12 protein-coding genes are annotated in these 12,349 nt (G+C 65.1%); 6 read left to right on the forward strand and 6 right to left on the reverse strand.

The features are described from left to right. Positions 1 to 10 precede the first annotated feature (10 nt). The gene (locus HMPREF3048_RS04480; protein ID WP_070422644.1) at positions 11 to 718 is read right to left on the reverse strand and encodes a CPBP family intramembrane glutamic endopeptidase; all 708 of its coding nucleotides are present in this window, start codon (positions 716 to 718) and stop codon (positions 11 to 13) included. Positions 719 to 735: 17 nt separating this feature from the next. Here HMPREF3048_RS04480 and HMPREF3048_RS04485 point away from each other — a divergent pair, with 17 nt between their 5' ends. Beyond that, positions 736 to 1,662: a DUF2891 family protein gene (locus tag HMPREF3048_RS04485; RefSeq protein WP_070771309.1), complete on the forward strand. Its 927-nt coding sequence runs from the start codon at positions 736 to 738 to the stop codon at positions 1,660 to 1,662. Beyond that, positions 1,659 to 2,483 carry a prephenate dehydratase gene (gene pheA / locus HMPREF3048_RS04490; protein WP_070771310.1) on the forward strand — a complete coding sequence of 275 codons (825 nt, stop codon included), beginning with the start codon at positions 1,659 to 1,661 and terminating at the stop codon, positions 2,481 to 2,483. Before HMPREF3048_RS04485 ends, pheA begins: the two co-directional genes overlap by 4 nt. On the opposite strand, the gene HMPREF3048_RS04495 is transcribed toward pheA, so the two are convergent. The 3 genes from HMPREF3048_RS04495 to HMPREF3048_RS04505 are packed head-to-tail and all read right to left on the reverse strand — an operon-like array spanning position 2,480 to position 4,674. After that, positions 2,480 to 2,827, reverse strand: a complete 348-nt coding sequence (locus HMPREF3048_RS04495) for a metallopeptidase family protein (protein ID WP_070568884.1) — start codon at positions 2,825 to 2,827, stop codon at positions 2,480 to 2,482. The two genes, pheA and HMPREF3048_RS04495, sit on opposite strands and share 4 nt — an antisense overlap. A gap of 2 nt (positions 2,828 to 2,829) precedes the next feature. Next, the gene (locus HMPREF3048_RS04500) at positions 2,830 to 3,936 is read right to left on the reverse strand and encodes a septum formation family protein (protein WP_070771311.1); all 1,107 of its coding nucleotides are present in this window, start codon (positions 3,934 to 3,936) and stop codon (positions 2,830 to 2,832) included. Between the two features lie 9 nt (positions 3,937 to 3,945). Next, positions 3,946 to 4,674, reverse strand: coding sequence for a GntR family transcriptional regulator (locus HMPREF3048_RS04505; RefSeq protein WP_070483168.1), 729 nt, complete (start codon positions 4,672 to 4,674; stop codon positions 3,946 to 3,948). An 80-nt stretch (positions 4,675 to 4,754) separates the two neighbouring features. Here HMPREF3048_RS04505 and serS point away from each other — a divergent pair, with 80 nt between their 5' ends. The 3 genes from serS to HMPREF3048_RS04520 are packed head-to-tail and all read left to right on the forward strand — an operon-like array spanning position 4,755 to position 7,674. After that, positions 4,755 to 6,008, forward strand: a complete 1,254-nt coding sequence (serS, locus tag HMPREF3048_RS04510) for a serine--tRNA ligase (RefSeq protein WP_070771312.1) — start codon at positions 4,755 to 4,757, stop codon at positions 6,006 to 6,008. Further along, positions 6,008 to 6,838, forward strand: a complete 831-nt coding sequence (locus tag HMPREF3048_RS04515; RefSeq protein ID WP_070771313.1) for a lysophospholipid acyltransferase family protein — start codon at positions 6,008 to 6,010, stop codon at positions 6,836 to 6,838. Before serS ends, HMPREF3048_RS04515 begins: the two co-directional genes overlap by 1 nt. After that, positions 6,835 to 7,674, forward strand: coding sequence for a Cof-type HAD-IIB family hydrolase (locus tag HMPREF3048_RS04520; protein ID WP_070771314.1), 840 nt, complete (start codon positions 6,835 to 6,837; stop codon positions 7,672 to 7,674). Before HMPREF3048_RS04515 ends, HMPREF3048_RS04520 begins: the two co-directional genes overlap by 4 nt. 10 nt (positions 7,675 to 7,684) lie before the next feature. On the opposite strand, the gene HMPREF3048_RS04525 is transcribed toward HMPREF3048_RS04520, so the two are convergent. Next, a complete protein-coding gene (locus HMPREF3048_RS04525; protein ID WP_141758855.1) occupies positions 7,685 to 8,566 on the reverse strand; it encodes a hypothetical protein in 882 nt (293 codons plus the stop codon). A 354-nt stretch (positions 8,567 to 8,920) separates the two neighbouring features. On the opposite strand from HMPREF3048_RS04525, the gene glpK reads away from it, so the two are divergent. After that, positions 8,921 to 10,381, forward strand: coding sequence for a glycerol kinase GlpK (glpK, locus tag HMPREF3048_RS04530; RefSeq protein WP_070771316.1), 1,461 nt, complete (start codon positions 8,921 to 8,923; stop codon positions 10,379 to 10,381). Positions 10,382 to 10,399: 18 nt separating this feature from the next. Here glpK and HMPREF3048_RS04535 read toward each other — a convergent pair whose 3' ends face one another. Beyond that, complete coding sequence (locus tag HMPREF3048_RS04535; RefSeq protein WP_246818847.1) at positions 10,400 to 12,283, reverse strand: N-acetylmuramoyl-L-alanine amidase; 1,884 nt, start codon at positions 12,281 to 12,283, stop codon at positions 10,400 to 10,402. Between the last annotated feature and the right edge of the window lie 66 nt (positions 12,284 to 12,349).

Genomic DNA, 12,349 nt, shown 5'->3' on the forward strand with positions numbered 1-12,349 from the left:
ACGCGTGTGGTTAGATTCCGAGCCACGACAGGTCGAGGAGCGGGTAGGCGATAAACGCCACGGCGTCGATGAGGAAATGGGCGATGATCAGCGGCCAGATGCGCCCCGTTTTGTGGAAGTACCAGGCGAACACCACGCCCATGACGATGTTGCCCAGCCCCGCCGAGATGCCCTGATACAGGTGGTAGGATCCGCGCAGTACGGCTGAGGCGGCGATGAACTGCCAGGGCTTCCAGCCGAGTTGGCGCAGGCGGGTGACCAGGTACATCACCACGACGATTTCTTCGCCGAAGCCGTTGGCCAACGACCACAGCAGGGAGGTCGGGACCTGCACGGCTTCGGTGGTCGGTACGACAACTTTGGACAGGCCGAGGTGTACGGCGGCGACGTAAAACGCGAGCCCGGGCAGGCCGATCAGGGCTGCGAATCCGGCGCCGCGGGCGAGGTCGGGGAGGCGAGGTAGGCGCGGTGGGTGCGTTCGGTCGTCGAGAAGAAACCATGCGAGTCCACCCCACGCGAACAGGGTCAGCGCCGAGCATGCCTGGAGGGCGAGGTCGAGCCACGGGATGGTGGAGGTGGCGTCGTAAATTGTGGTGGTTTGTTGGTTGAGCGGGGCTTTGAGCAGCGAGTCGATCAGGCGCAGGGCTGCGCGCAGGCCCGCGGTGCCGAATGTGACGGCGAGGACCAGCAGGATCTCTATCTTCAGGCGCCGTTGCATGCGGTAACTTTAGCGCCATGCACGAAATGTGGGCGCGCACTGTCGTCGAGGTCGTCGGCCGGGAGTATCCGGCGGCGATGCACCACGCGAGCCTCGGGCCGGCCGACACGGATGTCACCCCGCGCCGCCTGCACCCGGCGTTTTGGGGGTCTTTCGACTGGCATTCGTGCGTGCACATGCTGGCCAGCGGGGTGAAGTTGCACAAGCTAGTCGACGACCCCTCGCTCACCGACCTGCTCAACCAGCGCCTGACCGCCGACAACATCGCCGCCGAGGCTGCCTACCTGCGCGAGCACCCGCTGTACGAGCGGCCGTATGGCTGGGCGTGGGCGCTGCAGTTGTGCAAGGTCACGCGTGGCACCCCGTGGGAGGCCGCGATGGCGCCGCTGGCCCGCCAACTGGAGGAGAACATCACCGCCTGGCTTGGCACTCAGCAGTTGCCGGTGCGCCACGGCGTGCATAGCAACTCGGCGCTCGCTTTGCTGCTGATCATCGACGCCGCCGACGCACTCGGCCTCCACAAGCTCCGCTTGCTTTGCGACGACACCGCCCGCGCCTGGTTCCACAACGACCACGCCTACCCACACACCTGGGAACTGTCCGGCCACGACTTCGTCCCCAACGGGCTGGCGCAGGCAGCCCTGATGCAGCGCGTACTCGGCGAGGATTTCCCCGCCTGGCTAGACTGCTTCTTCACTCCGGGTGCGCTGGAGTTCTACGCCACCCCGCTCCAGGTCAACGACCCCGAGGACGGCCAGCAGGCCCATCTGCTCGGGCTAATGCTGACGCGGGCGTGGTTGCTGCGGGCCATCGGTAAGCCAGAGGGCACGCAGATGCTTATCGACACCACCGTGCCCCACCTCACCGGCACCAACTTCATGGCCACACACTGGCTGATCACCTACGCGCTACTCGCTGAAGAAACAGCACAGGAGAAGAAATGACACGAATTGCGTATCTCGGGCCCGAGGGCACCTTCACCGAGGAGGCGGCGCGCCGCTTCGACTCCACAGGCCAAGCCGAGTTCGTCCCGGTTGACTCGCCTGCGGCGGCGCTCAAAGCGGTCGCGGAAGGCAAGACCGATTGGGCGGTGTGCGCGATTGAGAACTCCGTCGACGGTGCGGTGACCACCACCGCCGACGCGCTCGTCGACACCCCCGGCGTGCAGATCTACGCCGAGACGGAACTGTCCATCGCGTTCGCCATCATGACACGCGCGGGCGAAACACTGGGCAGCGCCCGCCGCTTGGCCACCCATCCGGTGGCGTACAGCCAGGTCAAACGCTGGGTTGGTGAGCACGCGCCGGGCGTGGAGTTCGTCCCGGCGTCCTCGAACGCGGCCGCGGCGAAGATGGTCGCGGACGGCGAGGCGGACGTGGCGGCCGCGCCCGAGCGCGCTGCGGACCTGTTCGGCCTGGACATCCACGCCCGCGGGGTGGCGGATATGGAGACGGCGCGGACTCGGTTTGTGCTCGTCGGTAAGCAAGGCAAGGTACCTGCCGCAACAGGCAACGACCGCACCGCCATCGTCTTTCGCACCCCCAACAAACCAGGCACCCTGGTCGGCGCGCTACAAGAGTTCGCGGTGCGCGGGGTGGACATGTCGCGCATCGAGTCACGCCCGACCCGCAAAGAGCCCAACACGTACAACTTCTTCGTCGACCTGGTGGGCCATATTGACGACGAGCCCATCGCCCAGGCGATTGCCGCCGTGGGGGAGCAGGCGACGCAGATACGCATGCTCGGAAGCTGGCCGAAGGCCTAACCCCAGCCGAGGGCGTGCAGCTCGTGCTCCTCTAACCCGAAGTAGTGGCCGACCTCGTGCAGGACAGTCACCTTCACCTCGTGGCGCAACTGCTCCTCGTCAGCGCAGATGGCTTCGAGTGCGTTTTTGTAGATGAACACCGCATCGGGAAGGAACCCGGAATGGTTGGAGTGCTGCTCGGTCAGCGGCACGCCCTCGAACAGGCCCAACAGTGTGGGGTCGTCGGGGTTGAAGTCGCGGGCCAAAATCACCATGTTCTGCATATGTTCGGCGAAGCGGTCCGGGATGGTGTCCAACGCGTCGTTGATCATCTCCTCGAACAGTTCGTCGCTGACCGGGGCCATCATCAGAACTGCACCGGAGCCTCAGGTGCAGGCGCAGGCGCTTCGGGGGCAGGCGCTTCGGGGGCAGGCGCTTCCGGCGCAGGTGCGGGAGCCTCAGGGGCTGGAGCCTGCGACTGGTTCGCCTGCTGCTCAGAGCGCAGTGGGCGTCGTTCGGGGCGTTCGGGTGGCGGGGCGTCGTCGATACGCAAATGCTCGCGACCCTGCGTTGCAGAGCCGGTGAGGTTGGCAAACTGGCCCTCCGGGCGCGAGAACATCAACGCACAATTGGCGCTGCGGGAACCGCCCTCCCAGGCGGCCGGGGTCTGCGAGGTCCAGAAGGGGCGCAGCGCGATCTGGTACAGCGCCTCCTCGCTGCCCAGGTAATCCTGCGCGGCCTGGGTGCACACGTCGCCGAGGTACTTGTCCTGCTCCTCGACGGATGGGGTGTGGTCCGCGAAGTGCTTCGCCAGGTTGACGCGGCTGGTGATCTCCAACTGGTGCGGCTTGTCGCATGGCACCACCGACAGGGAGTTGGCGGCGTCGATGGCCACGCACTCGCCGGCCTCAAACACGCGGGCCTGGTCCGCGTCCGCAACCTTGCCGGAGGTGAGCACCGGCTCGCCGTTGCTGTCGGTTTCTTGCAGGCCGCACAGCATGGTGCGGTCCCCGTTTTGCCACGCGTCGGCCGGCGGCAGGATCGGAGCGATGGAGTAACGCCCGTTCGGGTCGTACTTGCCGTCCAGGTAGCGCAGGGTCGCCGCGCCGCAGAGCTCCTCGCGCAGTTGGGCCTGGCGGGTCTGGTTTGGCAGCGGCGCCTCGGGCCCGAACTCGGAGGTGGGGTAGGTGGCCAGGTCCTCGCGCGCGGCAACCTCGAAGCGGTGCTCGCCGGCGCAATCCGCCTGCTCAAAGTTGGTATGGGTGCCGTCTTCGGCGACCTGCCACGTCAAACACGAGCCGGCGTCGGCGGTGGTGAACGACGCCGCCTCCGCAACAGAACTCGAGGTAGACGAGCCGCCCGCCGGGTTCGCGGAGCTGGAACTATCGGCGGTCAGTCCGTAGGTGCCAGCGCCCACTGTGCCCGCCAGGGTGGCGATGAGGAAGGCGCGCAGCGCGGTCTGTTTCGAAGCCATGGCGCACCATTATTCCACTTCGCGGGCGACCCGTGTAGTCAGCCGGTAGCGGTCCGTGCGGTACACCGAGGAGCAATACTCCACGTTGCTGCCGCCACTGCGGGCGTAGCGCAGGATGTGGAGCAGGGCGGTGTCCGGGGTGACGTCGAGAAGCGGTGCGTTGTCGGGACCTGCCGTGACGGCGGTGACGGTCTGCTCCGCTTCTGTGATGCCCAGCCCGTATTCGTTTTCCAGCAGGGTGTACACGGAGTGGTAGACATCGTTTTCCAGCAGGTCAGGCACAAGGATGGAGTTGTACCAGGCATCGTCGACGGCGTACGGTTCGCCGTCGCCAAGCCTGAGGCGCCGCAGGCGGATGTGCTCAGTTGTGGGCGGGGTGCCGAAGAACGTCGCCACTGCATCCGGCGGGGTGGTGCGCTCAGAGAGCAAGATTCTCGACGACGCCTCCACCCGCTGCGCCCGCATCTCGTCCGAAAAACTCGCCAGGTGCAGGCGGCTCACCAGCGGGGCAGGCGCCACAAACGTGCCTTTGCCGCGCACCCTGCGCAAACGTCCAGCGGACACAAGATCCCCGATCGCGCGGCGCACCGTGATGCGGGACACGCCGTAGGCCTCTTCTAATGCCCGCTCGCCAGGCAGGGGGTCGCCGGGGGAGAGCTCGGTGGAGATCAGCTCGTCGATAATCGCGCGCAGCTGCTCATGCTTGGGCACGGGGCCGTCTGTGATCCGGGTGGGCATAAGGCCACCATAGCGCACTGGTTATGACCGGATTGCGGATCGGCGTACCCGCGTCGGCGGACAAGGTAAGGTATGCAACTGTGATTGATCTGAAGCGTGTGCGCGAAAACCCCGAGGCAGTCCGTGAGTCCCAGCGAGCTCGCGGAGAGGACCCAGCGCTTGTCGACGAGCTCTTGGCCGCCGACGAAGCCCGACGCTCTGCGATCCAAGCAGCGGATGAGCTGCGCGCCGAGCAGAAAGCGTTCGGTAAAAAGATTGGCCAGGCCGCTCCGGAGGACCGCCCGGCACTGCTGGAAGGCTCTAACGAGTTGAAGGCCCGCGTGAAGGAAGCTGAGGCAGCGGAAGCCGAGGCGCAGGAGAAGCTGGAGAAGCTGCAGTACTCCATCGCCAACGTCATCGAGGGCGCCCCGGCTGGCGGCGAAGAGGACTTCGTGGTCCTCGAGCACGTCGGCGAGGTCCCCGAGTTCGACTTTGAGGTCAAGGACCACCTGGACCTCGCCGAGCCGCTCGGCCTGATCGACATGAAGCGCGGCACCAAGGTTGGCGGCGCGCGCTTCTACTACCTCACCGGCGACGGCGCCTGGATGCAGCTGGGCATGCTCATGCTCGCAGCTCAGAAGGCACGCGAGGCTGGCTTCAAGCTCATGATTCCGCCGGTGCTGGTACGCCCCGACATCATGCAGGGCACGGGCTTCCTCGACGCGCACGACGAGGAGATTTACTACCTGGAGCGCGACGATATGTACCTCGTCGGCACCTCCGAGGTCGCGCTTGCCGGCCTGCACCAGGACGAGATCATCGACCTGTCCGACGGCCCGCTGCTCTACGCCGGCTGGTCCTCCTGCTTCCGCCGCGAGGCCGGCTCCTACGGCAAGGACACCAAGGGCATTCTGCGCGTCCACCAGTTCGACAAACTCGAAATGTTTGCCTACTGCAAGCCGGAAGATGCGGAGGAGATCCACCAGAAGCTCCTCGGCCTGGAGCGCGACATGCTCGCCGCCGTTGAGGTGCCGTACCGCATCATCGACGTCGCAGCCGGCGACCTGGGCTCCTCTGCAGCCCGCAAGTTTGATACGGAAGCGTGGGTGCCGTCGCAAAACACCTACCGCGAACTGACGTCTACCTCGAACTGCACCACCTTCCAGGCTCGCCGCCTGCAGACGCGCTACCGCGATGCCGACGGCAAGACCCAGATCGCCGCAACCCTCAACGGCACCCTGGCCACCACCCGCTGGCTCGTCGCCATCCTGGAGAACAACCAGCAGGCCGACGGTTCCGTGCGCGTGCCTGAGGCGCTGCGTCCGTGGGTGGGCAAGGAAGTGCTCACGCCCTAATGAAACTGCGCGCCTACCGCGGATTCAACGTCCCGCACCGCTTTACTGCAAGCCCGGCCCACCGTACGGAGGCGGTGGAGCGGTTCTACCAGGGCCTCGTGGGTACGCTGCGGCGCGCGATGCGGGCGTTGAACATCGACGTCACCGTCATCGGCGCCGAACACGTCCCCACCGAGGGCGGCGCGCTCATCGCCGGTAACCACACCGGCTACGCCGACTTCATCCTCATGGGCACCGGCCCCTACCTGCGCGGCGAGCGCCTCGTGCGCTTCATGGCCAAACAGGAAGTCTTCGACGTACCCGTCCTCGGGCGTCTGCTGCGTAAGATGCATCACGTGCCGGTCAACCGCGCCCACGGCAGCACTGCCATCGCGCCCGCCGTGGAGCGACTTCGCAGCGGCAACTTGGTGGGTATCTTCCCGGAAGCGACCATCTCCCGCTCGTTCGAACTGGCCAGTTTTAAAACCGGTGCCGCGCGCATCGCCCACCAAGCCGGTGTGCCGCTCATCCCGTGCGTGATCTGGGGATCGCAACGTATTTGGACCAAGGACCTGCCGAAACACTTCCGTAATGTGCCGGTCATCGTCCGCTACGGCGCACCCGTCGAACTCACCGGTGACGCCGAGGCCGACACCGCGGAACTCAAACGCCAGATGCAATTGCTTCTCGACGAATCCCGCACCGAATACACCGCACTCGCCGGCCCCGGCACAGGTGAGCCCTGGATGCCCGCCTCCCTCGGCGGCACCGCACCCACCATTGAGGAGGCCGACCGGATCCACGCCGAAGAGCGCGCCGCGAAAGCCGCGAAGAAGGGGCGGAAACCATGACCACCTCGCTGCCGGAAACCGCACCCCGCCTGATCATCTCTGACATTGACGGCACCTTCATCACCTCCGCCGGCCGCGTCACCCCGCGCCTGCGCAACGTGGTCTCCCGCGCGATTTCCAGCGGCGCTCACTTCGGCCTGGCCACCGGCCGTCCCCACCGTTGGCTCATCCCGGTGCTCGAGCAGCTCCCGGTCGCACCCGTGTGCGTCTGCGCCAACGGTGCCGTGGTTTACGACCCCACCGAGGACCGCGTCCTCCACGCCCACGAACTCGCCCGCGACACCATGGGCGAAATCCTCCACGACGTCGAACGCGCACTTGCTGGCGTTTACCACGGCTACGGCGTTGAACGCGTCGGTTCGTCGGCCCTCGACCCGGAGGACGAATGCTTCCTGATCACGCCGGAGTACAACCCGGATGCGTGGGATAGTCGGTTTGGTGTCGTCGATAAGCAAACGCTCATCGAGGTGCCCGCCGCGAAACTGCTGGTCCGCTGCCCCGACATGACCTCCGCCGAGATGTACGACATCATCGCACCGCTTATCGACGACACCGTCGCCCACCTCACCTACTCCATGGACGAAGGCCTCATCGAAATCTCGCGACCCGGCGCCAACAAAGCCACCGGCGCCCAATACCTCGCCGACCGCTACGGCCTCACCGCCGCCGAGACAATCGCGTTCGGCGACATGCCCAACGACCTGGAGATGATCCAGTGGGCGGGCACCGGCGTGGCCATGGCTAACGCCAAACCCGAACTCAAGGACGCCGCCGACCACGTCACCGCCACCAACGACGAACACGGCGTGGCCGCCGTCCTCGAGCGCTGGTACTAGGGCTGTTCTGTTATGCCGCGCGTTGTTCTAACTCCTCCAACCAGTCGCGATAGTTCACGTCCACCCGATTCGGTAACTCCCTCACGCCGGGGCTGCTGTCGATCACAGTCTGCAGCGACGCGATGAACTCGGTGGACGTTGCACGATCCCACCTCACCCGCCTGACAACTGCGCCCTGGTTTTGAAGCTGGGTTTCGCGCTCGCGTTCGTCGCGAAGCATGCTCGCTGCATCTCCCATTACCCCGCTCGTCTTCTCGAGACCGTCTGCCTCCACAACGAGAAACCCATTGATCAGTATGTCCGCCCAGGCCATCATCGGGTGGCCGTCACGTTCCCGAATCCGCAGGCCAACCTGGAACTCGAGCGTGACCACCCCGGTAAGCGTTCCGTCTGCGATCGCACGCAGGATTGCGTCGCGCACAATCGTCTCCAACGCACTCGCTGACGTATCCGTCGCGTGTTCGATGAGTTTTCGGAACCCCGCGATTCCGCGTGCTTTCGGCAGCGTTTCCGTTTTATCCAGCAGGTATTCCGTGGTCAGGTGGCGGTGCTTCCACCTCGCCGACTCGATCTGTACCAGCGCCTCGGTGCGCCCGTGGTACCTGAACGAGTCGAACATCGCCCTGATCGCCGTCGCCGTGCGAACCCCCTTGTGTACGAGGTACTCCTGTTCAGCGAGGATTCCACTTCTGTAAATGCGATGGGCATCGCCGCGCTTCCACGGCCTCGTTTCTCCTGGTAGTGCGAGGTCGACTGTGGTGACCCAGTTGTATGTCGAGAGTCCTAGCCACCTGGCCGCGGCTGGACCTGTGATCACTGCAGATTTGGACTTTGCTGCGACGTCTTGAATGAGTTCGAGTTCTGCTTCGCGTTTCTTCTGTAAATCCCCCATGTAGGCAATATTGCACCCGACTGCTGCGCTGTAAAGGGGGTCTTTGCGCAATATATTGTGCATTTTGAGGGAACCGGGGCGCGCTGATCGTCTAGTTCGGCTCATCGTCTAGCTCCACCTCGAATCCAGCTAGACGGCCTCGGGGAGGGCCGGGTATTTCCCCAGGTGATGATGAACACGGTTTTCAGTAATTAGCTGATCGTCTGGTTCGACAAAAATGCAGCTAGACGATCAGCGGAAGCTAGACGATAAGCAGTGGAAACGAGCCAGAAAGCGCCAGGAAAGCACCGGAAACGAGCCAGAAAGCGCCACAACAACCCAACCGGCACCACCGCCCACCGTAGAATCACGCGCATGGCTTTGATTGCGGCGATTGACCAGGGTACGACGTCGACACGTGTGTGCATCACGCGCACGGACGGGAAGGTCATCACCCAGGCGCAGTTTGAGCACGAGCAGATCATGCCGCGCAAGGGGTGGGTGGAGCACGACCCGATGGAGATCTGGCGTAACACACGCCGGGCGCTCAGCGAAGCACTTGCTGACAAGGACATCGCTGAGCAGGACATTTACGCTCTCGGGCTGACCAACCAGCGCGAGACTGCCGTGATTTGGGACAAAGCAACCGGCAAGCCGATCTACAACGCGATCGTGTGGCAGGACACCCGCACGAACCACGATGGGGACGCCACGAAGTACCTGAGTAAGACCGGGCTTTTGCACAATTCGTATCCTGCGGCGCCGAAGTGGGCGTGGATCCTGGACAACGTCGAAGGCGCTCGTGAGCGCGCCGAGAAGGGCGAACTCCTGGCGGGCACGATGGATACGTGGCTGATCTGGAACCTCACGGGCGGGGCGAAGGACAAGGACAAGGCGTTGCATCTGACGGATGTGACCAATGCGTCGCGCACGTTGCTCATGGATTTGGAGACCCTCGATTGGGACAAGCAACTTTGCGACGACCTCCGCATCCCGCCCCGAATCCTTCCCGAGATCCGGCCGTCCGTGGGCAACTTTGGCAAGATTCGTCCCCGGGGTCCGCTGGCGGGCGTGCCGATTACGGGCGTGCTCGGCGACCAGCAGGCCGCACTGTTCGGCCAAGGCGGCCTGCATGAGAACGACGCGAAGATGACGTACGGCACCGGCCTGTTCATGCTGCTCAACACGGGTGCCGAGCCGAAGTTCAGCGACCGTGGCCTGCTGACCACCGTCGCCTACCAGGTGCAGGGCCAGCCGCCGGTGTACGCGCAGGAGGGCTCGGTGGCCGTGGGCGGGTCGTTGATTCAGTGGCTGCGCGACCAGCTCGGCATCCTGAGCACCGCCGCTGAATCGGAAACCCTCGCGGAGCAGGTCGAGGACAGTGGAGGAGTGGTGATTGTGCCTGCGTTTTCCGGCCTGTTCGCGCCGCGGTGGCGTCCGGATGCGCGGGGTGTGATTGTGGGGTTGACGCGGTTCGTCGATAAGCGGCACATTGCTCGCGCTGCGCTGGAGGCGACATGCCTGCAGGCGCGCGAGGTGGTGTGTGCGATGGGCGGCGACCCGACGACGCTGAAGGTCGATGGCGGCATGACGGAGAACAACCTGTTGATGCAGATGCAGGCCGACATCCTCGGCGTGACGGTGGAGCGGCCCGCGAACACGGAGACGACCGTGATGGGGGCGGCGTCGGCGGCGGCGATGGGCATTTCGCTTATCGACGAACCCTTATCCCTCGGCACCTCCACCACCTGGGAAAGCGAAATGGCCGGCCCCGAACGGGACCGGCTGGTTACCGCGTGGGAAGACGCGGTGGAGCGCAGTTTGGATCTTGTCTAGGCCTGAGCCTGCGAGGGCCTAGCGGGTGGAGATGTCCACCGCGTTGGTGACCGGGTTGTAGGTGATGGAGCCGCCTTCGAAGTCGACGCGCACGACGTCGGTGGTCGGGTAGTACTCGCGGGTGATCGGCATACCCAACGGGCCGGCGTCGAGGCCTTGCTGCAGCCAGGTCTCCGCAATCTTGCCGACGAGCGAGATGATCTCGCCCTGGTCATTACGCGCGGCGATGCCGTTGGAGTAGAAGGTGATTGCCGGGCCGGTCGGTCCGCCAACGCCTGCGATGAGTTTGCCCAGGGTGGGCTCGAGCGCGGTCCAGACGGCGGCGGCCTCGGTGGCACCGAAGGCGTTGAGCGCTGGGCCGACGGCCGGGCCAATCTTTTGGGCCAACTCCGAGACCTGTGCGAGGTTGAGGCCCTGGAAGACCTCCACCCCCTGGCGTTCGCTGACGCCGGGGAGCATGTCGCGTGCAGCCAGGAACAGCAGGATTGCGCCGATGACGGTGCCGGCCGCGGTGGCGATGGCGATCGGGTCGCCGGAGGTCAGGCCGGTGAGAACGCCTGTGGCGTTGTTGCCGGTGTTGCCCTGATTGCCGGTGTCGCCTGGCAATGCCGGGGACTGGGCGGTGGTGGTGACAGCGGTCGACTCGGTGCCGCGGTTGCCCAGGCCTGCGCGGTTGCCGGCCTTGAGCGTGCGGTACTTCGCTGCGGCGGTGGCGCGGATCATGGGCAGTTTGGAGTACAGGTTGTCGCCTGGGCAGGTGCTGTAGTGGAAGTCACGGTGAGCGTTGATGTTGCTAAACGATGCACCCTGGCCAGCCGAGTACTTGGAGCCCTTGAAGCTGAATTCTGCCTGGTGGTAGCTGTAGCCCATTGGGTTGAAGTCGGCGACGGCTGCCTTCCAGCCGATGATTTCGCCCATGGCGCGCAGTGCTGCGGTGGTGGGCTGGGCGCTTTGGTAATCGCCAAGCATGGAGACGCCCCAGGTGTTTTGGTTGAATCCGCCGACGTGTGCGCCTTGCGGTCCGCGGTCCATGCCGCCTGCGCGGCCTTCGTAGATGTTGCCGTACTTATCCACGAGTGCGTGGTAGCCAATGTCGCCCCAGCCCAGGGTGCGGGCGTGGTAGGTCCAGATGCCGCGGACGATGCCGGGCGCTTCAGACTCGGTGTAGTTGTTCGAGCCGGCGGTGTGGTGCACGGTCGCTGCGGTGGTTGGTTCGGAGTAGTACGGGGCCTGGCTGGAGCCTGCACCCCACTGTGCGCGGGTGATCACCTTGGGCATGCCCCAGGTGTAGGAGTCCGCGACCGGGTTGATGCCGCCTTGGGTTTGGCCTTCGCCGCCGTCGAGGAAGACGGCCTGGAGGTCCTTGGCGGTGGTGGGTGCGCCGGAGTCGGTGCGGCCGCCGTCGAGAAGATCAACGCCGCCGGTGGAGACCTGGACGCGCTTGGTTTTGCCCACGAAGATCGGTTCGGTGCCGAACTTGTCGCTGCCCTTCGGCGGGTCGATCGGGTCCATTTCGAACCATTCGGACCAGGTGCCGTCGGCCTTCTGGGAGCGGACGAATGCGGCAATGTCGCGGTCGCCGGTCCAGGTCAGGCCGACGATGGAGAAGTCGCGGTCGTTGGTGAACTCCTTGACCACGCGGCGTACTTCGCCTTCTTCGCCGCCTTGGGTGCGGATGGCGGCGTCGTCGACAGTGATGTTCGCGCCGGACGCGAAGGACTCGGACGCGGTGTACACCTCGGGTGCGCCGGCGCCGAGGGATTGGACGTGGAGGATGCGGTTGCCGCTGAACACTTGCGTAGCGACGAGAGCCACCACGAGGAGAACGGACACCACGGCAGGCAGGACTACGGCCCGGCGTGGTCGGACCGCACCGCCCTGAAGACTACGGCGTTGTTGCACGGTAAAACTCCTGACACTTCTTGTGAAAATAGTGGCAATTGTGACTGGAACGCAGTGTAGTGCAAT

It is taken from the genome of Corynebacterium sp. HMSC075D04 (genome assembly GCF_001815635.1).
Taxonomy (GTDB): domain Bacteria; phylum Actinomycetota; class Actinomycetes; order Mycobacteriales; family Mycobacteriaceae; genus Corynebacterium; species Corynebacterium coyleae.

Coding starts and splice junctions, on each gene's coding strand:
- HMPREF3048_RS04505 (WP_070483168.1), bottom strand. CDS start 4,674: ATGCCCACCCGGATCACAGACGGCCCCGTGCCCAAGCATGAGCAGCTG.
- HMPREF3048_RS04495 (WP_070568884.1), bottom strand. CDS start 2,827: ATGGCCCCGGTCAGCGACGAACTGTTCGAGGAGATGATCAACGACGCG.
- HMPREF3048_RS04485 (WP_070771309.1), top strand. CDS start 736: ATGCACGAAATGTGGGCGCGCACTGTCGTCGAGGTCGTCGGCCGGGAG.
- HMPREF3048_RS04520 (WP_070771314.1), top strand. CDS start 6,835: ATGACCACCTCGCTGCCGGAAACCGCACCCCGCCTGATCATCTCTGAC.
- glpK (WP_070771316.1), top strand. CDS start 8,921: ATGGCTTTGATTGCGGCGATTGACCAGGGTACGACGTCGACACGTGTG.
- HMPREF3048_RS04525 (WP_141758855.1), bottom strand. CDS start 8,566: ATGGGGGATTTACAGAAGAAACGCGAAGCAGAACTCGAACTCATTCAA.
- pheA (WP_070771310.1), top strand. CDS start 1,659: ATGACACGAATTGCGTATCTCGGGCCCGAGGGCACCTTCACCGAGGAG.
- HMPREF3048_RS04515 (WP_070771313.1), top strand. CDS start 6,008: ATGAAACTGCGCGCCTACCGCGGATTCAACGTCCCGCACCGCTTTACT.
- HMPREF3048_RS04500 (WP_070771311.1), bottom strand. CDS start 3,936: ATGGCTTCGAAACAGACCGCGCTGCGCGCCTTCCTCATCGCCACCCTG.
- HMPREF3048_RS04480 (WP_070422644.1), bottom strand. CDS start 718: ATGCAACGGCGCCTGAAGATAGAGATCCTGCTGGTCCTCGCCGTCACA.